Source organism: Streptomyces sp. CB02366 (genome assembly GCF_001905905.1).
Classification (GTDB): domain Bacteria; phylum Actinomycetota; class Actinomycetes; order Streptomycetales; family Streptomycetaceae; genus Streptomyces.
Genome location: NZ_LIVT01000002.1, coordinates 32,223 through 59,112, shown reverse-complemented (window position 1 = coordinate 59,112; position 26,890 = coordinate 32,223). Strand labels below are relative to the sequence as shown.

Annotated in this window: 21 protein-coding genes; 10 read left to right on the top strand and 11 right to left on the bottom strand. The window is 73.1% G+C overall.

Annotated elements, in window-relative coordinates; all coding sequences use genetic code 11:
• Positions 1-342: 342 nt before the first annotated feature.
• Complete coding sequence (locus AMK24_RS05975; protein WP_242434985.1) at positions 343-912, top strand: sigma-70 family RNA polymerase sigma factor; 570 nt, start codon at positions 343-345, stop codon at positions 910-912.
• Positions 913-1,051: 139 nt separating this feature from the next.
• Here the strand turns inward: AMK24_RS05975 and AMK24_RS05970 are convergent, their stop codons facing one another.
• Complete coding sequence (locus AMK24_RS05970; RefSeq protein ID WP_073765813.1) at positions 1,052-4,195, bottom strand: AfsR/SARP family transcriptional regulator; 3,144 nt, start codon at positions 4,193-4,195, stop codon at positions 1,052-1,054.
• Between the two features lie 405 nt (positions 4,196-4,600).
• Here AMK24_RS05970 and AMK24_RS05965 point away from each other — a divergent pair, with 405 nt between their 5' ends.
• The 3 genes from AMK24_RS05965 to AMK24_RS05955 all read left to right on the top strand — a co-directional run bounded on the left by AMK24_RS05965 (position 4,601) and on the right by AMK24_RS05955 (position 8,029).
• Complete coding sequence (locus AMK24_RS05965; protein WP_073765811.1) at positions 4,601-5,746, top strand: serine hydrolase domain-containing protein; 1,146 nt, start codon at positions 4,601-4,603, stop codon at positions 5,744-5,746.
• 506 nt (positions 5,747-6,252) lie between these two features.
• The gene (locus AMK24_RS05960; protein ID WP_073765809.1) at positions 6,253-7,092 is read left to right on the top strand and encodes an alpha/beta fold hydrolase; all 840 of its coding nucleotides are present in this window, start codon (positions 6,253-6,255) and stop codon (positions 7,090-7,092) included.
• Between the two features lie 103 nt (positions 7,093-7,195).
• Positions 7,196-8,029: an alpha/beta fold hydrolase gene (locus AMK24_RS05955; RefSeq protein ID WP_073765807.1), complete on the top strand. Its 834-nt coding sequence runs from the start codon at positions 7,196-7,198 to the stop codon at positions 8,027-8,029.
• 265 nt (positions 8,030-8,294) lie between these two features.
• Here the strand turns inward: AMK24_RS05955 and AMK24_RS05950 are convergent, their stop codons facing one another.
• The 3 genes from AMK24_RS05950 to AMK24_RS05940 all read right to left on the bottom strand — a co-directional run bounded on the left by AMK24_RS05950 (position 8,295) and on the right by AMK24_RS05940 (position 11,770).
• Positions 8,295-8,744 carry a hypothetical protein gene (locus AMK24_RS05950; protein ID WP_242434984.1) on the bottom strand — a complete coding sequence of 150 codons (450 nt, stop codon included), beginning with the start codon at positions 8,742-8,744 and terminating at the stop codon, positions 8,295-8,297.
• A 190-nt stretch (positions 8,745-8,934) separates the two neighbouring features.
• On the bottom strand, positions 8,935-11,235 hold the full coding sequence (locus AMK24_RS05945; protein WP_073765803.1) for a hypothetical protein: 2,301 nt from the start codon (positions 11,233-11,235) through the stop codon (positions 8,935-8,937).
• A 40-nt stretch (positions 11,236-11,275) separates the two neighbouring features.
• Positions 11,276-11,770: a hypothetical protein gene (locus AMK24_RS05940; protein WP_073765801.1), complete on the bottom strand. Its 495-nt coding sequence runs from the start codon at positions 11,768-11,770 to the stop codon at positions 11,276-11,278.
• Positions 11,771-12,056: 286 nt separating this feature from the next.
• On the opposite strand from AMK24_RS05940, the gene AMK24_RS05935 reads away from it, so the two are divergent.
• The gene (locus AMK24_RS05935; protein WP_073765798.1) at positions 12,057-13,322 is read left to right on the top strand and encodes an MFS transporter; all 1,266 of its coding nucleotides are present in this window, start codon (positions 12,057-12,059) and stop codon (positions 13,320-13,322) included.
• A 49-nt stretch (positions 13,323-13,371) separates the two neighbouring features.
• Here the strand turns inward: AMK24_RS05935 and AMK24_RS05930 are convergent, their stop codons facing one another.
• Both AMK24_RS05930 and AMK24_RS05925 read right to left on the bottom strand, forming a co-directional pair.
• The gene (locus AMK24_RS05930; RefSeq protein ID WP_073765796.1) at positions 13,372-14,811 is read right to left on the bottom strand and encodes a carboxyl transferase domain-containing protein; all 1,440 of its coding nucleotides are present in this window, start codon (positions 14,809-14,811) and stop codon (positions 13,372-13,374) included.
• Complete coding sequence (locus AMK24_RS05925; protein ID WP_073765794.1) at positions 14,804-16,324, bottom strand: acyl-CoA synthetase; 1,521 nt, start codon at positions 16,322-16,324, stop codon at positions 14,804-14,806. Before AMK24_RS05925 ends, AMK24_RS05930 begins: the two co-directional genes overlap by 8 nt.
• A 346-nt stretch (positions 16,325-16,670) precedes the next feature.
• Here AMK24_RS05925 and AMK24_RS05920 point away from each other — a divergent pair, with 346 nt between their 5' ends.
• The gene (locus AMK24_RS05920) at positions 16,671-17,102 is read left to right on the top strand and encodes an Lrp/AsnC family transcriptional regulator (RefSeq protein ID WP_073765792.1); all 432 of its coding nucleotides are present in this window, start codon (positions 16,671-16,673) and stop codon (positions 17,100-17,102) included.
• 211 nt (positions 17,103-17,313) lie between these two features.
• Here the strand turns inward: AMK24_RS05920 and AMK24_RS05915 are convergent, their stop codons facing one another.
• Positions 17,314-19,002: a sensor histidine kinase gene (locus AMK24_RS05915; RefSeq protein ID WP_073766660.1), complete on the bottom strand. Its 1,689-nt coding sequence runs from the start codon at positions 19,000-19,002 to the stop codon at positions 17,314-17,316.
• A gap of 184 nt (positions 19,003-19,186) precedes the next feature.
• A complete protein-coding gene (locus AMK24_RS05910; protein WP_073765790.1) occupies positions 19,187-20,224 on the bottom strand; it encodes a rod shape-determining protein in 1,038 nt (345 codons plus the stop codon).
• Positions 20,225-20,641: 417 nt separating this feature from the next.
• Between AMK24_RS05910 and AMK24_RS05905 the strand changes: the two genes are divergently transcribed.
• Complete coding sequence (locus tag AMK24_RS05905) at positions 20,642-21,499, top strand: SCO2400 family protein (protein WP_073765788.1); 858 nt, start codon at positions 20,642-20,644, stop codon at positions 21,497-21,499.
• A 135-nt stretch (positions 21,500-21,634) separates the two neighbouring features.
• On the opposite strand, the gene AMK24_RS05900 is transcribed toward AMK24_RS05905, so the two are convergent.
• On the bottom strand, positions 21,635-22,069 hold the full coding sequence (locus AMK24_RS05900; RefSeq protein ID WP_073765786.1) for a MarR family winged helix-turn-helix transcriptional regulator: 435 nt from the start codon (positions 22,067-22,069) through the stop codon (positions 21,635-21,637).
• A 130-nt stretch (positions 22,070-22,199) separates the two neighbouring features.
• Here AMK24_RS05900 and AMK24_RS05895 point away from each other — a divergent pair, with 130 nt between their 5' ends.
• The 3 genes from AMK24_RS05895 (at position 22,200) to AMK24_RS05885 (ending at position 24,645) form a co-directional block, all read left to right on the top strand.
• A complete protein-coding gene (locus tag AMK24_RS05895; protein ID WP_073765784.1) occupies positions 22,200-23,219 on the top strand; it encodes an NADP-dependent oxidoreductase in 1,020 nt (339 codons plus the stop codon).
• A gap of 97 nt (positions 23,220-23,316) precedes the next feature.
• Positions 23,317-23,745 carry an organic hydroperoxide resistance protein gene (locus tag AMK24_RS05890; RefSeq protein ID WP_073765782.1) on the top strand — a complete coding sequence of 143 codons (429 nt, stop codon included), beginning with the start codon at positions 23,317-23,319 and terminating at the stop codon, positions 23,743-23,745.
• 84 nt (positions 23,746-23,829) lie between these two features.
• Complete coding sequence (locus tag AMK24_RS05885) at positions 23,830-24,645, top strand: EI24 domain-containing protein (protein ID WP_073765780.1); 816 nt, start codon at positions 23,830-23,832, stop codon at positions 24,643-24,645.
• A 36-nt stretch (positions 24,646-24,681) separates the two neighbouring features.
• Here AMK24_RS05885 and AMK24_RS05880 read toward each other — a convergent pair whose 3' ends face one another.
• Positions 24,682-25,725: an aldose epimerase family protein gene (locus tag AMK24_RS05880; RefSeq protein WP_073765779.1), complete on the bottom strand. Its 1,044-nt coding sequence runs from the start codon at positions 25,723-25,725 to the stop codon at positions 24,682-24,684.
• 11 nt (positions 25,726-25,736) lie between these two features.
• Complete coding sequence (locus tag AMK24_RS05875; protein ID WP_073765777.1) at positions 25,737-26,666, bottom strand: SGNH/GDSL hydrolase family protein; 930 nt, start codon at positions 26,664-26,666, stop codon at positions 25,737-25,739.
• Positions 26,667-26,890 lie beyond the last annotated feature (224 nt).

Here is a 26,890-nt window from a genome sequence, read left to right as displayed (position 1 = left end):
TGGGGGTGGGGCGCCGCCGAGGGCCGCAGCGCGCGGCGGCGCCCCGGGACGCACGCACGTCCCATCAGCGAAACGGGGAGAAGGGCGCCCCCGTTCACCACGGGAGCGCCCTTGTCGGCGGCCACGGGAATCCCGCCGTGCCGACCCGGCGCAAGGCTCGCCCCGGGGAGCCGCTCCCCTCTCTCCGGAGGCCGGAGCCGCCCCCGCTCCTACGGAACGGCAAGAAACCCACAAGGTCTCGCCAAGGGCCTCCGGCGACCGTGTGAGTCGTCCGGTCGCGTGTGCGGCCGGGCACGCCACGGAACACCTGGACAGGATCGAGCACCACGCATGAACGGGATCATGGAAACGCGGACCACCGCCTCCGCTCCGACCCGGTCGCACGACCGGAACCCCGCGTCCGATGTCGACGGCGAGACCTTCGTCAGAGACATCTACGACCAGTACGGGCCTCTGCTCGTCCGGTACGCCGCGCGCCTGCTGGACGGCGACTGGCACAAGGGGGAGGACATCTTCCAGGAGACCGCGGCCCGCGCCTGGAAACACGCCCGGTTCCTGGGCACCCGCCACGAGAGCCTTCGGCCGTGGTTGTTCACCGTGGCGAGGAACCTCGTCATCGACCACCACCGAGCGCGCCAGGTGAGGCCGTTGGAGCACATGGCCGTCGAGGAGTCGGACGCATCGAGCGACAGCACGGCATCCGCGCTCGACTCCCACGCGGTGTCGCAGGCCCTGGCGGAACTGAACGAGCAGCAGCGGTCCGTCATCTGCCTCATGTACTACCTGGAATGCAGCGTCGCCCAAGCGGCCGAACACCTCGGTATACCGGCCGGCACCGTCAAGAGCCGCGCCTTCTACGCCGTGCGGGCGTTGCGCAAAGCGCTGGAGAAGCAGGGGATCTCGGGGGTGTGACCACCCTCTCCACCGCGCGGCGCAGGAACCGGGAATCGCGGGTCGGCCCTCGGCCTCGGACTCATCACGCTCCGCGGAAACGGGCCGCGGCACGTTTCCGCGGGAACGAATGAGGAAGGGCGGTGGCCCGTGCCCGGGGTCAGAGCGCAGGACCTTGACCCCTGGGAACGGGGAGCTCGTGCTTCCCGACCGCTCTCTCCGGCACGGGGGGCGTGGGGTCCTCATCCATGTCGAGGGCGGTGAGCCGGTCACGGACCTGCTGAGCGGTGTACGCCATCTCCCGCGCCTCGGCCGCTTCGAGGGCCCCGGCCCAGTCCACCCGTGCGCCTTCCCGGTCGCCCATGGAGAACCGGGTGTCGCCGAGCCGCATCAGCGTACCGATGGCGTTCCTGTGGTCGCCCAGTTCGCCGAACGCCTTCGACGCCCGCTGATAGGTCGTCACCGAGTCCTGGTAACGGCCGAGCAGACGGAGGTTGTGGCCCAGGATGTCCCACGCCTGGGCGAGCTGCCAGGGGGCGTCGAGGCGGTGGAACAAGGCGATGCCCTCCTCGCTGTAGAGGAGGCTCTTCTCGAGGTTCCCCAGGTTGGAGTGGAACCAGGCGAGTTCGAGGAGGCATTCGGCCAGCCACAACTCTTCGTCCGTCTCGCGGGAGAGTTCCAGTCCCCGCTCGGAGGCCGCCACGGCTTCCGCCGTCCGCCCGAACAGGAACAGCGCACAGGCCGTGACGTAGTGGGCTCGTGCCTGCTCACCGATGTCGCCGAGCTCTTCGAAGATTGCTGTCGCGTGGTGCAGCTGGTGCAGGGCTTGCTCCTGATGGCCGAGGTAGCCGTTGACGCCGCCCAGGTGCCGGAGGCACCGGCCCTCTTCGAGGAGGTCGCCGCGACGCCGGGCCACTTCGAGGGCCGGGGTCAGCGCGGCGACGGCCTCGGGCCAGAACTCCCGACGGTTGAGGTATTCCTTGAGCGACCAGGCGAGCCCGGTGGTGTGGTCGTCGAGTCGCTGCCCGACGGCGGTGTGGAGCATGGCGGTCAGTACGGCCTGTTCGGCGGTGAACCAGCGGGTCGCCTCCGCGGCGGTGGCGAGTTCTTCCGGCGTGACGCCCGAACGGGGTGCACCTAGTTCGAGGTCGTGGGATATGTCCTGTTTGAGGAACCGGTTCCCCTTGCAGGCGGTGAACATGTAGTGGTCCAGGCCCCGGAGAGTGGCCTGGCGGCGCCCCTCTTCGGTGTCGTGGGTGTGAGCGAGCTCGGTGGCGTAGCCGCGCAGGAGGTCGTGCAGGCCGTAGCGCCCGGGCAGCGGTTGTTCCACGAGGCAGGAGCCGAGCAGTTCGGCGAGTGCACGGCGCGTCCGGGGCAGGGGGAGGCCGGCGAGGCTGGCCGCGGCGGGGGCGGTGATGTGGGGGCCGGGGTGCAGGGCCAGCAGGCGGAAGAGCCGGGCGGCCTGCTCGTCCAGTGACCGGTAGGACCAGGAGAAGACGGTGCGCACGTCGGTGGTGGTGTCGGAGCCGGTGAACGCTTCGAGTCCGCCGTGGGTGTGCCGGAGGTCGTCGACCACGGCGCGTAGGGGCAGCGAGGGATCGAGTTCCGCGCGGGCCGCGACCACGGCCATGGCCAGGGGAAGCCGTCCGCACAGACGGATGACGTCGGCCGCGGCGGCGGGCTCGGCGGCGAGCCGTTCGGTTCCCAGGCGCCGTTCGAGGGCTTCGTGCGCCTCGGTGGGGGAGGGCAGCGCGAGCCGAAGGGGCTTGGCGCCTTCGGTGGCGATGAGACCGGGAAGCTGGTTGCGGCTGGTGATCAGGGTGAGGCAGCCCGCTCCTGCGGGAAGCAGCGGGCGCACCTGCTGCTCGTCGCGGGCGTTGTCCAGGACGAGGAGGATCCGCCTGTCGGCGAGGAGGCTGCGGAAGAGCGTGCTGCGGTCGGCGGTGTCTTCGGGGATGCGGGAGGCGGGGACGCCCAGGGCGGTGAGGAAGCCGTGCAGGGCGTCGCCGGGTTCGACGGCGGACGCGTGCGGGTGGAATCCGCGCAGGTCGACGAAGAGCTGCCCGTCGGGGAACGAGGAGGCGACGCGGTGTGCGTGGTGCACGGCGAAGGTCGTTTTGCCGACACCGGGTGTACCGCTGATGACCACGGCGGGGGCGGCGGGCCCGGGGCGGCCCGGTGCCCCGCTGACGGCGGACAGCCACGCGCCTTCGGCCGCCCGTCCCGCGAACACCGGCAGGCCGCGCGGTAGTTGCGCCGGACGTGCCCCGGGCCGAGGGAGGGACGCTGTTCCTCCGCCGTCCGCGGGCACTGCCCCCCGGGCGCCGGACTCGGCTTCCGCGCCCTCGGGCCGGTCGGCGGCCGGACCGGTCGACGAGGCCGCCCCGCCCCCGTCCGACGCCCCGGCCGTGCCGGCCCCGGCCGTGCCGGCCCCGTTCGTGCCGGTCCCGTTCGTGCCGGTCCCGTCCGGCTGGTGGACGAGGTCGGCCGCCGTGCCGTCCGGCCGGCCCGCCGGGTGGAGCGGCGGCAGGTCGTGATGGAGGATGCCCTGGTGCAGGGCGCGCAGTTCCGGACCCGGTTCGAGGCCCAGCTCGTCGGCCAGGCGCCGCCGCACATCGGTATAGCACTGCAGCGCTTCAGGGTGCCGTCCGGCCAGGTACAGGGCCCGCAGCAGCAGGGCCCAGCCGGTTTCCCGCAGGGGGTTCCGCGCGGTCATCTCCTGTGCCGCGTGCAGGGCTTCGGTGATCCGGCCCCGCAGGAGCAGGCCCGTGGCACGGACTTCGAGAGTGGTCTGCCGAAGCTCTTCCAGTCGTGCCGTCTCCTGGGCGGCGAACAGGTGGTGCGCGGCGTCGGCGAACGCCGCGCCGCGCCACATGGCCAGGGCCTTGTGGGCCTCGTCCACGGCGCGATCGGGTCTGCCCTGGTCCATGAACCGGAGTGCTTGGGCGACGGAGCGCTCGAAGCGCACGGTGTCGCGGTTCTCCGGCGCCACCCGCAGGGCATAGCCCAGGGGCTCGGTGACCAGCGTCTCGAAGGAGCCCCGGGGGCGAAGACGCCGGGGCTCCAGGACCGCGCGTATCTTGCTGATGTGGGCGTGCAGGGAGCCCAGCGCCGCTTCCGGCGCCCGGCCCGGCTGCCGGGGCCACAGCTCCTCGCACAGCGTCTGCGGCGAGACCGCCCGGCCGTCGGCGAGCAGCAGGCGGATCAGCAGCAGCCGCTGCCTGCGCCGACCCGGATCCAGTACGGTCCCCGCCCGCCGCACCTCCAGCGGACCCAGCAGCCCGAAGTCAAGGTGTTGCCCCACCGTACTCACCGTACCCAGCCGAATCCCGCTTCACGGCGTCACTCCCGGCGCCCGCCCGACCACGGCCCGGCCCAGGGACGACCTGGCCGCTCGGTGATCGACGGGGGCCTCGCCCCCGGGCGACCCCGGGTGTCGTGTCGCGGAGGCTCCGGGGCCGGGAGCGACGAGGACGCCGTCGTCCACTGCCCGCATATCGAACAGGACATTAGCAGGGCCGCCTCCCGCCGCGGCCTTCGTCAACTGCGCGATGCGCCGCCCGGACCAGGGGGCCCTCCCGGGGTCCCGGTGCCGAACCTCGCGGCAGCGGTATGCCAAAAGATGTCATGACCTGGGGTGATACGTGAACCACGGTGCCGTTCGGCCCGTTGACCGAGCGAACGGTTGTCGTCAGGAGTGGGGAAGAACATGGTCGTCGAGGGAACGAGTACCGCCCGGTTCGAACCGGTACGAGCGGCGCTGGCAGCGCACCTCGAAGCCGGCGAGGAGCTGGGGGCGTCGATCGCCGTCGATGTGGACGGGGTCATGGAAGTCGATCTGTGGGGCGGCCACGCGGACCGGGCGCGGACCGTTCCGTGGCAGCGGGACACCGTGGTGAGCATGTGGTCGACCACGAAGACCCTCACCAGTCTCGCGGCCCTCCTCCTCGTCGACCGGGGGGTGCTGGATCCGCACCGCCCCGTGGCGCACTACTGGCCCGAGTTCGCCGCCCGGGGAAAGGAGCACATCGAGGTGCGGCACGTCCTGTCCCACACCTCGGGGCTTTCCGGCTGGGAACAGCCCTTCTCCGTGGAAGACCTGTACGACTGGCCCACCGCGAGCGCCCGGCTGGCCGCGCAGGCCCCGTGGTGGGAGCCGGGCACCGCTTCGGGCTACCACGTGCAGACCCAAGGACAACTGGTGGGAGAACTCGTCCGGCGGGTCAGCGGCCGTACGTTGACGGAGTTCGTCGACACCGAGATCGCCGGGCCGACGCAAGCCGATGTCCAGATCGGCGCGCGCCGGGCCGACTGGCCGCGCATCGCCGAGCTGGTGGCCCCCGAGCGCCTTTCCGGGATACCCGCCGGCCTCGACCCCGAAGGGATCTTCACCAGGACGCTGCTCGGAAGCCCCGCCCGCGACGAGCACGTGGACACCCCGCAGTGGCGCTCCGCCGAACTCGGAGCCGTCAACGGCCACGGCAACGCACGAGGCATGGCCCGTGCCCTCTCCGTCATTTCACGGCGTGGCCGGGTGAACGGCCTGCGGCTCCTCTCCGAGGAGACGGTGGACAAGGTGTTCGACGTGCAGGCCGACGGAGTCGACCTGTTCCTGGGCGTCCCCGTGCGCTGGGGTCTCGGCTACGCACTCGCCGACCCGAGGACGATGCCGCACATGCCCACCGGCCGCATCTGCTTCTGGGTCGGCCGGGGCGGTTCGATCGTCATGATGGACCTCGACCGGGGGGTCACGTTCTCGTACACGATGAACCGGGTGGGCGACGGAATCCTCGGCTCGGAGCGCACTCACGAGTACATCGAGCGGGTCTACGCAGTCCTGGAATCCACCAGCTGACGTGCGCCCGGTCCCCGGCTCGGCAGGCGGCTCCGCGTGCGGCCCCGCCGGGCCCCGCGGGCCGGCTGCGGCAGTCCCGCCGACCGCCGCCGCAAGCGCCGCACGCTGTCGGCACGGGGCGGGACCGCCGGTGCCGGGCAGGGCCCGCACCGCCGCGAGCGCCTGCGGGGCGTGCGCGGCGACCGCGGACGAGCAGCCCGTTCTCCGGTGAACCGGCCCGGCCGCCCGGTCGTCGTACGAGATGCGGGGCGCTCCACTCCCGGGGGCCGGGCGGGAGCGAGGCCCCCGGGACCCGTCGAGCCGCACACCCGCGGCAGCGCTCCGCGTACCGCTGCCGACGACGGCCACCGGCGGTCCGGTCCGCGCCGGTCGCCCGGCGCGGACGGACGTACGCGGACTCAGCCGCCGACAGGACGACCCGGGGCCCTGTCCCCCGGACGCACCGGCCGCTTCTTCGCCTTCACGGTCCGTCGAGGACCACCAACCGATCAAGAGGATCTTCACGCATGCGCATCACCCGCCCGCCCCGTCCGAGCCGCAGATCCGTGCTGCTCGGTGTCACCGCGGTCGCCTACCTGTCCATCGCCGCGGTTACCCTGCCCGGGACAGCGGGCGCGGCGCCCCACCACACGCCACGGCCGACGATCGTCCTGGAACACGGAGCGTTCGCCGACGCCGCGAGCTGGGACGGCGTCGTCGCCCGGCTCCAGCGCGCCGGCTACCCGGTGGTGGCCGCCGCCAACCCCCTGCGCGGTCCGGCGACCGATGCCGCGTACCTGCGCAGCGTCCTCGACCACATCGACGGGCCGGTGGTCCTGGTCGGCCACTCCTACGGCGGTACCGTCATCAGTCAGGCCGCCGCGGGCCTGGAGACCAAGGTGAAGGCTCTCGTCTACATCGCGGCCTTCCTGCCCGCCGCGGGCGAGAGCTCGATCGGACTGACGGACAAGTTCCCCGGCAGCACCCTCGGCGAGGCCGTCGAGTCCGTCGACTACTCCCTGCCCGACGGCGGTCGGGGCGCCGACGTGTACATCAAGCCCGAGAAGTTCCGCCACCAGTTCGCCGCGGACGTGCCGGCGGACGAGGCCGGGCTCATGGCGGCCGGGCAGAGGCCGATCGCCGCCGCCGCTCTGGAGGAGAAGTCCACCGAGGCCGCGTGGAAGTCGATCCCCTCCTGGTCGCTGGTGACCACGCAGGACCGCAACATCCCCGTGGCCGCCCAGCGCTTCATGTCGGCCCGCGCCAAGGCCCGCACGACGACCGTCGACGCGTCGCACGCGGTCTCCGTGTCCCGTCCCGCAGCCGTCGTCCGCATCGTCGAGCAGGCGGCCCGCACGGTCCGATGACCGACGGCTCCTCCCCGCCGCTCATCGCTCACCCCACCGCACAGCCGTGCCCGCCCGGGCACCCCACCCCCGGACCCATTCACACCGAAGGACAGTGACCACCATGGCGTTCATCACCGTCGACCAGGAAAACTCCACCAGCGTCGAGCTGTACTACGAGGACCACGGCACGGGGCAGCCGGTCGTGCTGATCCACGGCTACCCCCTGGACGGCCACTCCTGGGAGAAGCAGTCCGCCGCGCTCCTGTCGGCCGGCTACCGCGTGATCACGTACGACCGGCGCGGTTTCGGCCGCTCCAGCCGGCCCACCACCGGCTACGACTACGACACCTTCGCCGCCGACCTGAACGTGGTCCTGGAGACCCTCGACCTCAGCGACGTCGTTCTGGTGGGCTTCTCCATGGGCACCGGCGAGGTCGGCCGGTACCTGGGCGCCTACGGCTCCGACCGGATCGCCAAGGCCGCCTTCCTCGCCTCCCTCGAACCCTTCCTCCTGAAGACCGACGACAACCCCGACGGCGTCGACGGCACGATCTTCAAGGACATCGAAGGCGCCGTCACCGCCGACCGCTACGCCTACTTCACCGAGTTCTACGAGAACTTCTACAACCTCGACGAGAACCTCGGCACCCGCATCAGCGAGGAAGCCGTCCGCAACAGCTGGAACGTCGCCGCCGGAGCCTCCTCCTACGCCTCCCTGGCCTGCGTGGCCACCTGGTCCACCGACTTCCGCGCCGACCTGCCCAAGATCGACGTGCCGACCCTCATCCTGCACGGCACCGCCGACCGCATCCTGCCCATCGAGGCCACCGGAGACCGCTTCCACCGGGCGCTCCCGCAGGCCGACTACGTCGTCATCGACGGCGCTCCCCACGGCCTGCTGTGGACCCACGCGCAGGAAGTCACCGACGCCCTCCTCGCGTTCCTCGCCAAGTGACCGGGGGCCGGGGCGCCGTTCGCCGGACTTTCCGGCACGGGACGTCCGCCCGCACGACCGGGCGGGCGTCTCACAGGTGAGGGCACGGGCCGCGTGCGGGCTGTCACAACCTCACCGGCAGCCTGGCAGGTGAGAGCCGTCCGCAGAGGGGTTCGAGTCCCACCCCCTTCCCAGTCCGGATCTCGTGGAGAACCGTTGCCGCCTGCGGGAACGTGAGACGGGGGCCGCCGCTCCACACCGGCGGCCCCCGCTTCAGCCGCTCGGCTCAAGATCCGGCGGCGGGCTCCCGGCAGGCCGCTGACCCCTCGACCGCCTTGGTGTAGGCGACGAGCAGCTTCTCGATGGCTTCCGGGTCGTCGACGCCGGTGTCGCGGGTCTCGACCGCTGTGTAGAGGTCCTGCTCCGGGTGTTCCGACGTCTTGCAGGAAGAGACGGTCCTGCCGACACCCGCCTGCCCGCTGTAGATGAAGCGTTCGTCTTCGGACATCGTTCCGTCCTTCGTACCGGGGTACGCCGGCGCTACCGCTGCCGTGGTCTTCCCCTCACTCCACCAGGCCTGGGCGAGGCTGAGGACCAGCTTGCCGTCCACGGACAGGTTGCAGCGGATCGTTCCACCGTTCGGCTTCTGAGTGGCCGTGGTCAGGGAGTCGCCGCCGGGCAGCACGGCCTTCACCAGCGCGGGGTCCAGGGAGATCCCGCACAAGGAGCTGGGCACGGTGTAAGCCTTCTTGGGCGGTTCATCGCCGGAGCACGCCGACAGAGTGGCAGCGAGAGCGACGGCGGCCGACAGAGAGAAGACCCCGCCGATGAACCGACGACGCCGAAGAGTTCCACGGGCAGACAACGCGAGAAGCCTTTCGATGCGGGAGGGGGGAAGACGCGGCAGGCACCGTCCCAGGATGTGGTCAGATGTCCGTCTTCAAATGGGGGTTCATTTGCGTGGTGCTGGTACCGGCGGCCATGAACCCGTCCTGGGCGGCCCTGCGCGCCTTCTCGTCGATGCTGTTGTCCACCAGGTCGTCACGGCCGTGCGCCTTCGCCGCTGCCTCCACGGCTTGCTCGGTGTACTCCGAGTTCTTCTCGACACCGCTCTCCCACAATTCGCCCATGACAGGGCCGGCGTCGTCCTTGGCCTTCCCCTCGGCGTCCTTGAAGAAGGATTCGAGGATCATGCTGCTCGCCGTCTCCGCCACCCCGCCGGCCACCGCGCCGCCGACGGGGCTGGCGACGAACGACGTTCCGACGCCGATACCCGTACCGATCCCCCCGGAGATGGCGTTCTTCCACTGTGCCACGGACTGCTCGTACTTCTTGTCCTTCTCCTCGGCGTCGCCGGCGACCTCCTCCTGGCGACCGATGGCCAGCGTGCCGGACACTTCGCCCGAACCGTGGGCGATCTCACGGACGGCGAACTCGGTGTCCTTCGAGTAGACCTTGTCCGCCGGCAGGTCCGGGTTCATGTGGTAGTCCATGAGGTTCGCCATGTACTGCTTGTTGGCCACCTCCACGGCCGCGTACCCCTCGGGGTTCTGGCCCACGGTCAGCAACAGGGCGTTCACGTCACGGTGGTTGAGCTGGGCGGAGCTTCCGGCGACGGGGAACAGCTTGTCCGTCTCCTCGTCCGAGTCGTTCGTCATGGCCCGGTTGATGTCCGGCAGGTACTCCGAGGTGATCTGCCCGATGCTGTCGGCCATGTAGTTGTGCTTGGTGAGCCGTTCGTTGTCGTCCGCGACGGAGGCCACGAGCGACTCGAAGAGCTTGGTCTGCCCCTCGTTGTGGGCCGGGGTGTCCGCTGTCGGCAATTCGCCCGCCGGGTGCCCGGTCGTGGCGGCCTCCAGAGCGAGGGCGAGGGTGTTGCGGCCGGTGTTGTCGTCGTCGCCCTTGAAGTTGGTCTCCTGCGGCCACTCCCGCTCCTCGAAGAGGTACTGGAAGTTGGAGAGCGGGATCTTTCCGTTCTTGCCGTTGCCGTCCGTGTCGCGCTCGAAGGGGGAGTCCTCCTTGGACACGTACTCCTGGTTGAAGAAGTCGGTCGCCGCGGCCGGACTGTTGGACAGTCCCTTGAGGTAGCCGGTCAGCGGGTCGTCGCCGCTGTCCTCGCCGATCCGGTTGAGCCACGGGTCCGGCCCCAGGTGCTGCCACGCCATGTTCTCGTGTTCGCCGTTGCCGGTGAGCCTGCGTTCCGTCTCCATGAGCTTGGTGCCGTAGCTCTTGAGGAACTGGTCGTCGTAGTCGCCGGTCCGCATCAGGTTGCTCATGACCTGGAAGCCCATGGGGCCGCCGCCGTCCCGGCCGATGGGCTGCTCGCCGAGCTTGATCATGTTGCCCTTCCAGCTCGTCATGTCGGCGGAGTCGCTCTGGGTGGCGGTGGCGAGCGTGAGGCCGAGATTGCGCTGGAGGTCGTCGAGCTTGTCGAGCCGTTCGCGGCCGACGTGCGGATTCACGGCGTGGTCGTTGACGCCCTGCCAGAACTCCAGGGTCTTCTTGGGCCCGAGTTCCGTGGCGAACCGCTCGGCGAACAGCGGGTCGTCCTTGTACCTGGCCAGACCGCTGTTGATCTTGTCGATGTCGGCGGGCGTGAGGTCCTCGGGATTCTTCGCCGCGATCCTGGCGAGGCCCTCGGCCGCCTCCACGGCCTCGACCGCGGAGTCACGATCCTTGTAGGAGGCGCCCGAGAAGCCCGTCCTGGCCTGGTCGGCCAGCGCGGTCAGGACCTTGCTCGCCGAGTTGTCGCTCTCCGTGGCCTTCTTGAGGATGCCCTGCACCTCGTCCCGCAGCGCGGTGACATCGCTCTCGCCGTGCTCGGGGACGGACGTGCCCTTCGCCGCGCGGTCCGGGTGGATGTTCATCGTGACCGTGAAACCACCGCCGCCGGTGCTGGTGACGGTCAGATTCTTCCGGGCCCCGCGGCTGATGGCCTCCTCCAGATCCTTCTTGTACTGCCGCAGCTCGTCGCGGGTGTCGGTGAGGATCTTGTGGATGGTGTCGGCCTGGGTGTGGGCATCGGCGAACTCACCCGCGGTCTTGCCGACGAACTCCTTGGTGACCTGAGCGTTCAGGCCGGCCCAGTCGGCCGCGTTGGCGGCTTTGCGCAACCCGTCCTGGGCCTGCTTCTTCAGCTGCGCGAGATTGCGTACGAGCAGGCCCCAGTCGGTGACCGCTTCGTCGAGCGTGGCGAAGTTGCCGAAGCGCAGCGCGTCGAGATCCATGGGTGGTCGATTCTCCTGTTACGTCTCGGCGGTCGCGCCGCTACTTCTTCTGCTCGTACGCCGGGTTCTTCTTCCCCGGCTCGCCGACCCGCTCGTCGAACCCGGCGTCCAGGGTGTCGATGCTGCTCATCTGGCGTTGGATGTAGTGGTGGTCCCCGGCGTGCACCTTCTTGGTGACCTGCATGTGGTTGGCGATGTGGGCGCACGCGTCCATGAGCGACTTCAGCTGTTCGTCCCACCGTTTCGCCACGTGCTTGAGCCCGCCGCCCAGCGCGAAGCCCTGGCCGCTCAGATCACCGGCCGCCTTGTCGCTGCTGGGGACGGCCACCCGGGCCTTGCCCCAGAGCTGGTCGTAGAGGCCGTGCGCCTGGCTGCCGATCTTCACCAGGTCGCCGTTGCTCACCTTGAGGTCGCCGGTCTGCCCGGGCAGGGCAGCGGAGCGGCCGTCCCCGGGGTCGAGCTGGTTCAACCGCATTCCCGGGGCCTGACGCTGAACGGCGTCCGCCTTCAGCTGCTCCCACTCGTCCCATGCCATGAAGAACCCTTCCCCCGCGCACCCGCTGTGTGCTGTCGCGCCCGGTGGGCGCCTCTGCTTCGAGCCAAGCTAGCAACTGGACCAGGTGTTCACCTCGGGAGCAGTCCGATCCCTGGACGGTGGTCGTGACCATCTCGTGGAGGTTTCGGAAGCGGCGGTCCCTGTCGTCCTGCGATCCAGCGGTTTGCCCGCTTCCGCGTCCGGCGGCGTTCACCGGCATGGCGACCGCCGTGTACGCCGACAGCTCCCGGCCCCGCCCGGGCGAAGACCCTGGCTACCATCCCCTGTGACCGAATCAGCCGAACCCCGTGCATCACGCAGCCACATACTCGCCGACCTCACACCTCTGCGGACCTCGCCCGACTACCGGCGGCTCTGGTTCGGGAACACCGTTTCCTGGATCGGGCAGGGCATGACGGCGCTGGCGGTGTCGCTCCAGGTCTACGACATCACCGGGTCCGCCTTCTCGGTCGGGCTCATCGGGTTCTGCTCGCTCGTGCCGCTCGTCGTCTTCGGGCTCTACGGAGGGGCCGTCGCCGACACCGTCGACCGGCGCAAGCTCGGGCTGTTCAGCGCCTTCGGATCGTTCGGCCTCTCCCTCCTCCTGGTGGCGACGGCCGTCGTGGGCGTCGACCACGTCGCTCCGCTGTACGCGATCGTCGCCCTCCAGGCCGTCTGCTTCGCCCTCAACGCACCGGCCCGCTCCTCGATGATCGCGCGGCTGCTGCCGGCCGAACAGCTGCCCGCGGCCAACGCGTTGACCACCATGACCAGTACGACGGGCACACTCGTCGGGCCGATGCTGGGCGGGCTGATCGTCGGCTGGTGGGGCTACCGGGCCGCGTACACCGTGGACGCCGTCTGCTTCACCGCCTCCCTGTACGCGATGTGGCGCCTGCCCTCGATGCTGCCCGACCGCGAGGGCGGCGGGGCGGGCAAGCGGGCCTCCGTCCTGGACGGGCTGCGGTTCCTCGGAACCCGGCCCAACCTGCGGATGACCTTCTTCACCGACCTGTGCGCCATGGTCCTGGCCCACCCCCGCGCCCTCTTCCCGGTCGTCGCCGTCCTCTGGTACGGGGGCGACGCGCGGACCACCGGACTGCTCGTCGCCGCTCCGGCCCTGGGGGCGCTGCTCGGCGGGGTGTTCTCCGGATGGCTCGGCCGCGTCCGGCGGCACGGGCTCGCGATCCTGCTGGCCGTGGGCTCCTGGGGCGCGGCCGTCGCCGTCTTCGGGCTGACCCGCAACCTCTGGCTCGGGCTGCTGTTCCTGGCCCTCGCCGGGTGCGCCGACACCGTCTCCATGGTCTTCCGCAACACCATGCTCCAGGCGGCCGTGCCCGACGAACTGCGCGGCCGGCTCCAGGGCGTGTTCATCGTCGTCGTGGCGGGCGGGCCCCGGCTCGGCGACTTCCTGGCCGGGTCGGTGGCCGACCTCGCCACACCCGCGGTCGCCGTCACCGGCGGCGGCCTGCTGTGCGTGACGGGGGTGGCCCTGCTCGCCCTGAAGTGGCGCGCCTTCGCCCGCTATGACGCCCGCGACCCGCAGCCCTGAGCGCCCCCGCCCCACGGCCGCGCGGTCCCGTCGCACGGCCGCGTACGGACTACTCCACGATCGAGCGGGCGACGCCCAGGTCCACCAGGTCCTGCGGGCGCAGCCGCAGCTGGTCGGCGGTGGCTCCGGTCTCCGAGGACGGACGCTTGAGGATCGCGGCGGCCAGTTCCGGGGCTATGACGGAGAAGTAACCGTCCGCCGTGACATGGGTGTTGTCCGGGGCCGCGAGGGCCAGCGCGCCGCCCGAGCCGCCTTCGCCGATCACCAGCGTCGTCACCGGCACCCGGGCCGCCGCGACCGCCGCGAAGGCCTCCGCGATGGCCGCGCCCGCGCCGGCCCGTTCCGCCTCGGCGTCATTGGCCGCGCCCGGGGTGTCGACCAGGGTCAGGACGGGGACGCCGAGCCGGTCCGCCAGCCGGATCGTCCGGGCCGCCGCGCGGTATCCCGCCGGGCGGGTGGGCGTCCCGCACTGGGCGACGTACGCCACGGGCAGCCCGTCCGCGCGCAGCCCGAAGCCGCTCAGCAGGCCCGGGTCCGTGCCGCCGCAGCGGTCCCCGTGGAGGGGGAGCCGCACGGTGAGGTAGTCGGCCAGGTACGCCTCCGCACGCGGCCGTCGAGGATTCCGCGCCCGCGCCACCGCCTCCCGCCCGGTCCGGGGCAGCCGCGCCGCCGTCCGCTCGTGCGGCAGCGGTCCGGCTCCGGTCGCCGCCTCGGCTCCGGTCGCCGACGGCGCACGGGTCGCCGCCTGCGCTCCGGTCGTCGGCAGCGCGCGCGGTACCGGGGCGGCGGGGAGGGCTTCGTGCGGGCCGAGGGCGCGCAGCCAGTGCTCCACGGTGGCGGCCAGCTCGTCGGCCGGGACGACCGCGTCCACCTGGCCCGCCGCGAACTGGCCCTCGGCCCCGTACGCGTACGGGTCGGCGTCCGGCGGCCGTACCCGGGAACCGGCGAAGCCGATCTGCGCGCCCGGCAGCGCCAGCACCACATCGGCGCCCGCGCCCACCGTGGCCCAGCCGCCGCCGGTCGTCGGGTCGCGGACCACCGCGATCTGCGGGAGGCCGGCCGCGCGCAGCCGGGCGGAGGCGGCTGCTACCCGCTGGAGCTGGGTGAGCGCGATCATGCCCTCCTGCATCCGGCTGCCCCCGGTGGCGACCAGCGCGAGCAGGGGGAGCCGACGGGTCAGGGCCAGCTCGTACGCGGCCGTCAGCCGGTCACCCGTCAGCCCGCCCAACGAGCCGCCCAGGAAACCGAATTCGAAGGAGATCAGGACGCAGGCGCGGTCCCCGACGGCCCCGGTGCCGTACACGACCGACTCTTCCTCGCCGGTCCGGGCCGTGGCACGTTCGCGTGCCGCGTCGTACCCGGCCCAGCCGAGCGGGCCGTCCGGCGGCTGGGAACGCGGCGCCGGGCGGTGTTCGGTGAAGCCCGTCCCGCCGGTGAGCAGCGCGATCATCTCCCGGGCCGTCGCCGGGGCGGGGGTCTCGTCAGGCACGGAGCGACCTCTTCATGATCTTGCCCAGGTCGTTGCGGGGCAGGGCGTCCAGATAGCGCACGGTGCGCGGGCGTTTGTGCGGCGCGAGCTGGGCGGCCACGTGATCCGCCAACTCCTCGGCAGAGGGTGGAGAGTCGGGGGCCGAGGCGACCACCCAGGCCACCACCCGCTCGCCGAGGTCCGGGTCGGCCTCGCCGGTGACCGCCGCCTCCCGGACCCCGGGGTGGGCGAGGAGCGCGTTCTCGATCTCGCCCGCGCCGATCTTGTAGCCGCCGCTCTTGATCAGGTCGGTGGCCTTGCGCCCGACGAGGGTGACGTATCCGTCCTCGTCCACGGTGCCCACGTCGCCCGTACGGAAGTAGCCGTCCGCCGTGAGCGCGGCGGCGGTGGCGTCGGGCCGGTTGAGGTAGCCAGTGAAGAGGTTCGGGCCCCGGACCTGGATCTCCCCGATCGCCCCGGGGGCGTCGAGCACCGTGCCGTCGTCCTCCACCAGCCGCAGCTCCACCCCGGCGAGCGGCGGGCCCACCGTGCCGGGGCGCGGGGCCCCGTCCGCCCGGATCCCCGTGTTCATCAGTGTCTCCGTCATCCCGTACCGTTCGATCACCCGCCGCCCGGTCGCCGCCGCGATGCGTTCGTGGTCGTGCACGGGCAGCGCCGCCGACCCGGAGACCAGCAGCCGGGCCCCGGCCAGCGCCGCCGCCAGCGCGTCGGCCGACGTGCCGGACGCGTCCGGCACGGGGCCGCCCGCCGGGGACGTCCGGCCCCTTCCGTCCAGCAGCTCCGCCAGCCGGTGGTACATCGTCGGCACCCCGAACAGCATGGTTCCGCCGGACCCCAGCTCCCGGACCACGCCGTCCGGCGAGAACTTCCCCAGATGGCGTACGGAACCGCCGCGCCGCAGCGGACCGAGCACGCCCAGGATCAGCCCGTGCACGTGGAACAGCGGAAGCGCGTGCACCAGGACGTCGTCGCCGGTCCACCCCCAGGCGTCCTCCAACGCGTCCAGGGAGGCGGCGATGGCCCGGCGGGGCAGGACCGCCCCCTTCGGCGGCCCGGTGGTGCCGGAGGTGTAGACGATGAGGGCGGGCGTCTCGGGACGGGCCTCCCCACCCTCGTGCCCCTCCGCGGCTTCGGCCGTCGCCGCCGCCCCGGCGTCCACCGTCACCCGCCGCAGCTCCGCCAGCGCGGGCGGCAGCGCGTCGCCCGGGCCCGCCAGTACGGCCGTGGGCGCGCTGTCGGCCAGGATGTGCGCCAACTCGCTTTCTCCGGTACGGGGGTTGAGCGGCACCGCCGGGATTCCGGCGCGCAGGGCCGCCACCACCGCGAGCACCGTCTCCGCCGTCGGGGTGGCCCAGACGGCGACCCGGCCCGCGTCCGCGATACGGGCGGCGAGCGCGGCGGACGCCTCGGCCAGCCGGCCGTAGGTCAGGGAGAGGTCGCCGAAGCGGACGGCCTCCCGGGTGGCCGCCGGGCCGGTGGGGGACTGGAGCGCGGGAAGCAGGAGGGAGGTCACGCCGGGAAGCCTAGGGCGTCGCACCGGTTCCCGTGCGGGCTCCGGCGCCCATGAGGGGAGCGTCACGCAGCCGGTCGGCACCCGGCCCGATCCGTCCAGCCCGTAACCGGAGGAACCAGACGCGACCCGGCCTGGGCCCCCGCCCGGTCCGCCCCGCTCCAGGCCCCGGTCCCCCTGGACCCGGTCCCCCTGGACCCGGTCCCCCTGGACCCGGTCCGCCCAGCCCGCTCCGGCCCTGGTGGCATCGGAAGCTCGGCGGGGCGGTCGGCGGCCCGCCGGGCTGCGCCGACCGGGCGGCCGGACGCCCCCTCCGGCCGATATCGCCATAAGCTGGGACAATCGACCTATGGATCGGCTGGACAGGGAAATCCTCGGCATCCTCCAGGAGGACGCCCGTATCTCGTACCGGGATCTGGGCGTACGCGTGGGGCTCAGCGCCAACGCGGCGGGCGACCGGGTCCGCCGGATGCGCCGCGACGGCGTCATCCGCGGCTTCACCGTGATCGTCGACCCGGCCGCCGACACCCGTTCGGGCCTGGTCGCCTTCATCGATGTGACGCTGCGCCTCGACACGACGAACGAGGAGTTCGAGCGGTCGGTGCTGGTGCTGCCCGGCATCACCGAGGTGGTGCACCTGACGGGCGGCCACGACTACCTCCTGCGGGCCACCGCCGCCGACCCGGGGGCGCTGGACACCCTGCTGCGCCGGTTGAAACGGGAGGCGGGCGTCGCCCACTCCACCACCCGGATCGCCCTGCGCGCGGCCCCGAAGCACTGAGCGCCCGCGGGCCGGGGCCTGAACGTCACCGTCCCGGGGTCTGAACGTCACCGACGCGGATCTGAGCGCCATCGGCCCCGGGCTCCCTAACGCCCCCGGTTCTGGAGCGCCCCCGGTTCCCGAGCGCCCCCGGTTCCGCAGCGCCGATCGCGCTCCGCGCCGGAGGCCGAGCGTGCGCGGACCCCCCTCGGTGCGCGCCGGCCGCCGGGCCCTACCGCCCCGGTCGGAGCGGGGACTGCCAGGTCACCGTCGTCGGTCGGCCGTCCTCGCCGCGCCCGTCGTCCGCGACCATCAGCCGTACCCCCGCCCGCCCGTCCGGCAGCCGGACCGTGGCGTCCACCTCCACCTCGATGGCCGTTACCCCGGCCCGGCGGTGCGCGGCGGCCAGCGCCCCGCGCAGGGCGGCCAGCAGCTCCCGGCCCGTCTCCTCGTCCACCAGCGCGTCCACCGCCCCGGCGAACCGGACCGACGGCGGGAAGCCGAGGAGTGCCGCCGCGCCCCCGGTCTCCCGCAGCACCCGGCCCCGGAAGGTGGCGGGGGCCTCGGCGGGCGGCTGCTGGAGGGCGAAGATCGCGGTGCGGACCTCCTGGATCGTGGAGTCCAGTTCGTCCACCGCCCTGCCCAGCAGATCCCCCGCCCCGGCTTCCGGGCCAGCTCCCGTGCCCGCATCGGCCCCGGGCCCCGCACCCGCGCCGCCCGCCCCGGTCTCCGCGCCGTTCACCCCCGCGGCGGCCCTGCGACGGGTCGACTCCAGCATCATCTCGGTGGCGAAGAGCCGCTGGACCACCAGATCGTGCAGGTCACGGGCGATCCGGTCGCGGTCCTCGTACACCGCGAGCTGTTCCCGGTCGGCCTGCGCGTCCGCCAGGACCAGGGCGAGGGCCGCCTGCGAGGCGAACTGGGTCGCCAGCAGCCGGTCCAGATCCGCGTAGGGACGCTCGCCGCGCCGCCGGGGCAGAGCGAGGGTGCCGATGAGCCGTCCGCCGCTCTGCAACGGCAGCATCATGCTCGGCCCGAAGCGGGAACGTACGCCGGTGGTCATGCGGGGGTCGGTGGCCGAGTCGTCGATGAAGACCGGTTCGCCGCCGAGCAACTGGACCAGCACGGCGGAACCGGGCTCGATCACCGTGCCGACGATGCCCGCCGGGTCGTCCCGGGTGGACGCGGTGACGATCTCCATGCCGCCCTCCTCGGTGGGCTGGAGGATCACCCCGGCCGAGGCGTCCGCCAGCACCCGGGCCCGTTCGGCCACCGTCATCAACGCGTCGGCCGCGTCGGTGCCGGTCAGCAGGGCGGTGGTGACGGCCGCCGCCCCCGTGATCCACCGCTCGCGCTGCCGGGCCGTCGCGTACAGCCGGGCGTTGCCGATCGCGATGCCCGCCTGGGCGGCCAGGGCCCGCAGCAGGGCCAGGTCGATGTCGGTGAACGGGCCGGACGGCTTCCCGGAGAGGTGGAGCCGGCCGAACACCTCGGTGTGCACGAGGATCGGGGCCCGCAGCAGGTCCCGTCCCGCCGGAAGGCCGGGGGAGCGGTCTGGAGCGGGGTGCGCGGGGCGGTCCGGGGCGGGGGCCGGCCCGGAGGGCGGGGCGGGGTGCGCGGCGTCGGGCGAGGGGGTGTGCGGGGCGGGATCGGGCGCGGAGTCCGGGCGGGGCGTCCCGAGCACGGCGGGTGCCGGGCCCGGGGGGCGTGCGGGGGCGTCGGGGAAGAGGTCGAGGCGCTGCCGTTCCGCCTCCGTCATGCCGACGGTGTACAGGGCGTCGACCCGGTCCCGGTCGGGGTCCAGCACCCCGAGCGCCCCCCTGCGGGCCCCGGTGAGCGCGGCGGCGGTGTCCACGATCTGCTGGAGGGTGGAGCCCAGCTCCAGGTCGCTGCCGACGTCGAGGACCGCCTCCAGCAGCATCGGCAGCCGCTCGACGGCGTCCGCGCCGGGCTTGTCCCCACCGGGCTCGTTCCCACCGGGCCCGTCCCCACCGGGCTCGTCGCGCTCGGGCCCCGCGGTCCCCTTCATCCGTGCCGTCCGCACTGTCCGTGTCGCACGGGCCGTTCCGGTCGTCGGCTCCGCCGTCCGGCCCGCGCCGACGGCCTCACCCCGCCAGCGGGTTGAGGACCATCGGCTGGATCTTGCCCTCCAGCATCGCCCCCAGCCCGAGCACCGAGCAGGCGTCCGGGCGCTCGGCGATGTGCACCGGCATCCCGGTCGCGTCGCGCAGCATCTGGTCGAGACCCGGCAGCAGCGCGCTGCCGCCCACCATCATGATCCCGCGGTCCGCCAGGTCGGCCACCAGGTCCGGCGGGCACTCGCGGAGCACCTTGCCGACCCCGTCGAGCACCGCCGTGAGCGGGGTGTGGATGGCCTGCCGTACGGCGGCGGTGTCGACCTGCGCCGAGCGTGCCAGGCCCGTCGCCACGTCGCGGCCGTGGATCTCGGTGAGGGCGGGACCGGTGAGCTGGAGGCCGTTGCCGTGCAGGGCCAGCTGGAGCGGGCGCACCGACTGGCTCGGGAGCAGCAGCTGGTGGTGCTGGCGCAGGTGCTGGATGATCGCCTCGTCGATCGCGTTGCCGCCCACCGGGATGCGTACGGCGGTCACGATCGAGCCGAGCGAGAGCACCGCGATCTGGGTGGTGGCGGCCCCGCACACCATGATCATGGTGGCGGTCGGCTGCTCGACCGGCAGGCCGCAGCCCACGGCCGCCGCGATCAGGGTGTCCACCAGCTCGACCCGGCGGGCCCCGAGGCCGACCAGGGTCTCCACCGTCGCCCGCTGGGCCAGCGGATCGGCCTCGTGCGGGGTGCAGGCGGCGGCGCGCAGCCGGGGCTTGCGACGCAGTTGGCGGCGGAGCTTGTCGCCCAAGAGGTGCCGCAGCATCCGCTGGGCCATCTCGATGTCGACGACCGTGCCGCCGGAGACCGGGCGGGCCACCCGGATGTAGTCGGGGGTGCGGCCCGTCATCTGCTCGGCGAGCGCGCCGACGGCGATGAGGGAGCCGGTACGGGTGTTGACGGCGGCGACGCTCGGTTCGTCCACGACGAGCCCGAGCCCCTTGATGTACACCCGGGTCCTCGCGGCCCCGAGGTCGACGGCGACATGGCAACGCTGCAACTGCTCAAGGCTGACGGTCACGGCGGTTCTCCCGAGCGCGCGGACGGTGGCACCGGCGGGCAGCCGGTCTCTCCTTGCATGGTCGCGCCGTCCGAGCCGTCGCGCGCGTTGAGCTGCGCCGTAAGAGGAGAGGAGCTGACGGGCGATCAGCTCCCCTTCCGCCCACTCCGGAAGCGGCTGAGGGGGCCGGCCCCGGCCGGACTCCATCCCCCGTTCCCGGCCGGACGCCGGACCGGCCACCCCCGGTGGCCGGCCGACCGGCGGAGCCGGACGGCCCGGGACGCCAGGGGGCCGAAGGGGGCGGGAACGGTCATGCGGCCCATCCTTCCGCGTGTCAGGCGTATCGGACCGGCCGTCACCGGAATTCGATCTTCCTCACACAATCCTCACCCGGGCGGCTTCCCCGGTTGCTCCGCGCCCGCCTAGTCTGCGGGCGCCATGGACTACTGCCACCCGTGCCGACGGCACCTCAACGGGGCCCTGGCCTGCGCCGGGTGCGGAACGCCGGCCCAGGCGCTGTCCCCCTGTGCCGTGCCCGAACCCGCCGGTCCCGTACCGGGCGAGGGGCACGGGGCGGCCTCCCCCTCCGACGCGCGCGAAGGCCGGTCCACGGCCCGGGGCGGCTCCGGCCGGGGGCCGGGGGAGGGTGGCCGGTCCGCCACCGCAGGCACGCCCCGGCGCGCAACCCGGCGAGGCGCGGCACGCGGCGGCGAGGCGGACGCGGCGCGCGACGGCGGGGCCGGGGCCGTCCGTACCGGTGCGCGGCGGCGGAGGGGCCGCGACGGGCGCCGCCGACGCGGCCGGGCCGTTCTGCTCGGGGCCCTCGGACTGCTGCTCGCGGCGGGCGCGCCGACCCTGGCGGAGCTGGCCGGAGACCCCGGGCGGGACGACACCGCCGCCGACTTCGTACGCGAGGCTCCGGGCGGCCCCACCGGGGCCCCGCCCGCCGAGCCCACCGCCGCGGCCCCCCGCGATCCCGGCCCGGTCGCCTCCCGGGCCGGGACGGCCACGGGCCCCGGCCCGGACGCCCCGCCCACCGAGGGCCCCGAGGGGCGTCCCTCGGGCCCGGTGGACACGTCGAGCCCCGAAGTCCCGGCGCCGGACGGGCCCACCGCCACTCCGCCCGACGAGCCGGCCCCGTCCGGCACCACCCCCGGCCCGTCCACCGCTCCGCCGGGGCCGGGCGGGCCGGAGCGGCCGACGTCCGCCCCCGCGCCCCCGCCGCCCCCGGTCGAGCCGACGCCCACCCCGACGCCGTCCCCGAGCTGCACCCGCTTCCTGTGGTGGTGCACGTAGGAGGAGCGACGCGTCCCGGGTGCGATACGCGTAGGAGGCGCGGCGCCTCCCGGGTGCGATACGCGCCGGGGGAGCGGCGCGGGTGGAGTGCGCCCCCAAGCGGCCCCCCCGCCGCCGGGAACTGCGGGGCAGCCCTCAGGCGGCGGGCTCCTCGCCCAGCATCCGGCGCAGCAGGTCCCGCAGCACCGTGCGCTCCGCGTCCGAGAGACCGGCCAGCGGCTCCCGGGCGAAGTCCAGCGCGTCCCGCAGCTCCCGCGCCGTACGGCGGCCCTCGTCCGTCGCGGCGGCCAGCTTCACCCGCCGGTCGGCCGGATCGGGCCGGCGCTCGACCAGCCCGCGCGCCTCCAGCCGGTCGACGATCCCGGTGACGTTCGACGGCTCGCACTTCAGCCTGACCGCGATCTTCCGCATCGGCAGCGGAGCGAGGGAGAGCAGCCCGAGGACCCGCGCCTGCGCGCCGGTGAGGGAGTGCTCGGCGGCGGCCCGGTCGTACTCCTCGTGATAGCGCGCCACGACGGAGCCGATGAGTTCGACGACCTCGAGGGTCAGGGGGTCTGTGCGAGTGGCCATGGACGACAGCGTACCGATTTGCTTGACATCATGAAATATTCAGGAGCATGGTTGTTTCATGTCATGAAGCTTTTCGCGCCGTCGAGCGCGGAGGCCCACCCCCGTAGGACATCGAGGAGAACCCGAGCCCATGTCTGCAGCACTCCCCACCTCCAGCCGCGAATGGCACCTCGTCGCCCGTCCCCACGGCTGGCCCCAGGCCGATGACTTCGCGCTGCGCGAGGCCGAGGTGGCCGCTCCGGCCGAAGGCCGCATCCTCGTCCGCAACAAGTTCTTCTCCGTCGACCCCTACATGCGCGGCCGGATGAACGACGTGAAGTCGTACACCCCGCCCTTCAAGCTCGACCACCCGATGGACGGCGGCGCGGTCGGCGAGGTCATCGCGTCGAACGCCGAGGGCTTCGCCGTGGGCGACCACGTCCTGCACGGCCTGGGCTGGCGCGAGATCGCCGACGTGCCCGCCAAGCACGCGGTCAAGGTCGACCCCGACCTCGCCCCGCTCTCCGCCTACCTCGGCGTGCTCGGCATGACCGGCCTCACCGCCTACGCGGGCCTGTTCGACGTCGCCTCCTTCAAGGAGGGCGACGCGGTCTTCGTCTCCGGCGCCGCCGGGGCCGTGGGCAGCCAGGTCGGCCAGATGGCGAAGATCAAGGGCGCCTCCCGGGTCATCGGCTCCGCCGGCTCCGACGAGAAGGTCAAGCTCCTCACCGAGGAGTACGGCTTCGACGCCGCGTTCAACTACAAGAACGGGCCGGTCCGCGACCAGCTCAAGGAAGCCGCCCCCGACGGCATCGACGTCTACTTCGACAACGTCGGCGGCGACCACCTCGAAGCCGCGATCTCCTCGTTCAACGTGCACGGCCGCGCCACCATCTGCGGCATGATCGCCCAGTACAACTCCACCGAGCCGACCCCCGGCCCGAGCAACATGGCGCTGATCATCGGCAAGCGGCTGCGCCTGCAGGGCATGCTCGTCGGCGACCACGCCGACCTCCAGCCGCAGTTCGTCCAGGACGTCGCCGGCTGGCTGGCCTCGGGCGAGCTGAAGTACCAGGAGACCAAGGTCGAGGGCATCGAGAACGGCTACGACGCCTTCATGGGCCTGCTGCGCGGCGAGAACACCGGCAAGATGATCGTCTCCCTGGCCTGACCCCGCCTCCGGCCGCGGTCACCCGTTAGGCTCAGGGCCAGGCCGTCGCGATCGTGGGCGCGAGTCGCGGCGCACCAACCGGAGGAATGCTCACACCATGACCATCCAGAAGATCGACGTCTCCTACACCGCCGTCGCCACCGCCGAGAACGGCCGCGACGGCCGGGTCTCCTCCGACGACGGTCAGCTCGACGTCGTCGTGAACCCGCCGAAGGCCATGGGCGGCAGCGGCGCGGGCACCAACCCGGAGCAGCTTTTTGCGGCGGGCTACAGCGCCTGCTTCCAGGGCGCGCTGGGCGTCGTCGCCCGCCAGGAGAAGGCCGACGTCTCCGGCTCGACCGTGACCGCCTCGGTCTCGATCGGCAAGACGGAGGCCGGCGGCTTCGGCCTGGAGGTCGCGATCAGCGCCTCCATCCCGAACGTCGACGCCGCCACCGCGCAGGCGCTCGTCGAGAAGGCCCACCAGGTCTGCCCGTACTCGAACGCCACCCGCGGCAACATCAAGGTCGAGCTCTCGGTCGCCTGACCGGTCACGGCTTCCGTACGAGGGCCGCACCCCGCCCCGAGGTGCGGTCCTCGCGCGTTTCCGCACGCCAGTACGCTGACGCCCATGAGCGATCTCGGGGCGGGTTTCGGTTACTTGGTGAAGGGGCAGCGCTGGGTTGCCCGGCACGGACGGTGGTTCGGATTCGGACTGCTGCCCGGACTGGTCACCCTCGTCGTCTACGCCGGCGCCCTGGTCGGCCTCGGTTACGGGGCCGACGACCTCGTCGGCTGGGCGACCCCGTTCGCCGACGACTGGTCCTCACCCTGGCAGGGGATGCTGCGCACCGGGCTGACCGCGCTCGTCTTCGTCTTCGGCCTGTTCCTCGCGGTCATCACCTTCACCGCCGTCACCCTGCTGGTCGGCCAGCCCTTCTACGAATCGCTCTCCGAGGAGGTCGAGCGCAGTGAGGGCGGCGACGTCCCCGAGTCCGGACTGCCGTTCTGGCGCGAACTGTGGATCTCCGCCCGCGACTCCGTGCGCATCCTGCTGCGCGTCGCCCTGTACGGGATCATCCTCTTCGCCTGCGGCTTCATCCCCGTCGTCGGACAGACCGCGGTCCCCGCCATCGGCTTCTGCGTCTCCGGCTACTTCCTGGCCGAGGAGCTGACCGCCGTCGCCCTCCAGCGCCGGGGCATGGTCCTCAAGGACCGCCTCGCCCTGCTGCGGGGCCGCCGGACGCTGGTCCTCGGCTTCGGCGTCCCGCTGACCCTCGCCTTCCTCATCCCGGTCGTCGCGGTGTTCCTGATGCCCGGAGCCGTCGCCGGGGCCACCCTCCTCGCCCGCGACCTGGCCGGCCCCGCTCCCGCCCCGGACAAGGGCCCCGCCCCCGGCGCGGCCGACAGCGGCGGCGCACCGGCCCGCCCGGCTCAGGCCGGCTGACCCGCGGAACCCGGCGGCCGGGGACCACGGGCGTACTCAGCGCACCGAGAACGCGTACTCGGTGCGCGAGACGAACTCCTCGCCCGGCCGCAGCACCGTGGAGGGGAACTCCGGCCGGTTCGGCGAGTCCGGGAAGTGCTGGGTCTCCAGGGCGATCCCGGCGCACGGCCCGAACGGCCGCCCGTCGAAATGGTCCGCCGTGTACAGCTGGAGCCCCGGCTCGGTGGTCCGTACGGTCAGCACCCGCCCGGACCACGCGTCGTACAGCTCGGCGGCGACGGGGTCCGCGCCGCCCTCCTCCGTACCCTTCTCCAGCACGAAGTTGTGGTCGTAGCCGGTGCCCACGGCCCGCATGCTCCGGAAGTCGAACCGGGTTCCGGCCACCGGCGCCACCCCGCCGGTCGGGACCGAGGCCGCGTCCACCGGGGTGATGTGCCGCGCCGCGATCCGCAGCTGCTGCCCCAGCGCGCTCCCGCTGTCCGCGCCCGCCAGGTTCCAGTACAGGTGGTTCGTCGGGTTCAGCACGGTCGGCGCGTCCGTCACCGCCCGGTACGCCAGCCGCAGCGCCCCGCCCGGCCCCAGGGTGTACGTCACCGAGAAGTCGAGCCGTCCCGGATACCCCTCGTCCCCGTCCGCCGAGACCAGGCGGAGCCGCACCCCGCCCGGCGCCTCCACCGCGTCCCACACCCGCTTGTCGAAGCCCCGCGCCCCGCCGTGCAGATGGGTGGCGCCCTCGTTGGCCGTCAACCGGTGCGTCCTGCCGTCCAGGACGAACGACGCGCCCCCGATCCGGTTCGCGTACCGCCCCACCACCGCGCCGAAGTAGGGGGCCGGGAACTCCTCGTACCCCGCGACCTCCGGCAGCCCGAGCGCGACCGGGGCCCGGGAGCCGTCCCGGCCCGGCGCCTCCACCGACTGCACGATCGCACCGTAGGTGAGGATCCGTACGCGGACCCCGTCCCGCTCCAGCGTCCACCGGGCCACGGGCGAACCGTCCGCGAGAGCGCCGGCGTCCTCCGTCCGCACCGTCGTGTCCGTGTGCGCGTCCGTGCCCGTGCCCGTGTCCGTGCCGATGGTCATGGTCACCGACCCTACGCGGGCGGCTCCGGCGCCGTGATGGCGCGGTAGGCGATCTCCGCCAGCCGGGCCTGGCCGTCCCGGCTCGGGTGGAACCAGTCCCACGGGCTCAGTTGCGTGCCCGTGAACCGGTAGGCGAACACCGCCCCGCCGTCGTACCGGCAGTAGCGGTCCTTCGCGCACACGTCCCGCAGCACCTCGTTGTACGCCACCACCCGGTCCCGCACCGCCTCGCGCCGGGCCACCGCCGCCGGGCCCAGGTCGTCCGCGTCGGCCAGCATCGACCGGCAGATCCCGAGCTGCCAGATCTTCTTGCCCAGCTCGCTCGTCCGCCCCGTCGACCAGAGCCGCTTCAGGTCCGGCACGCTGGAGACGTACACCCGCGCCTTCGGCGCCCCGGCCCGCAACTGCCGCATCGACGCCTCGAAGTACGTACGGAAATCGGCCACCGGCGTCATCAGCCGCTCGGAGTCCCGGCACGCGTCGTTCGCGCCCGTCATCACCGTCACCAGCTCCGGGCGCTCCTTCGCCGCCCGCGCCATCTGCTCGGGCAGCTGCACCATCCGGGAGCCCGACACCGCGTGGTTCCAGCTTCTCCCCGCCGCCTTCGACGGGCCGAGCAGCCGGACCGCGAGGGAGCGCACCGAGGCGTCCGTGCCGGTCGCCCACGACGCCTCCGGGCAGTCGGCCAGCACCGAGCAGGCGTCGAAGCCCCGGGTGATCGAGTCCCCGACCGCCGCGATCGACCGGGGCCGGGGGTTCCAGTCCGGGGTGGGGGAGGGGGACGGCGACGCGCCGCGCGAGGCGGTCGGCGCGTTCTCCGACACGCCGCCCTCCGCCCCACCGCCGCCACATCCGGCCAAAGCGGCCGTGCCGAGGCACGCGAGCGCCGTCAACGCGGCGACGGCGTTACGCGTTCGTGGGCGTGTCGCACGCTCCCGCATCGTTCGGACCCCCTCCGGCCACCCCGTGGCGTATGCCTCTGGTCATGCCCCCGGCACACGCACGAACCCCAGGTCGGGGCTGTGCGCGCCCTGCCGGGTGAAACCCGGTGGATCGGAGGCCCGAGACCGACCGTACGTCACACGGACGGCCCCGGCGCACGGTAGCTTTTCCCCGTCGAACCAGTGGCGTCCCGCCCGCCCGCGTGCACCGGGGTGGCTCCGGT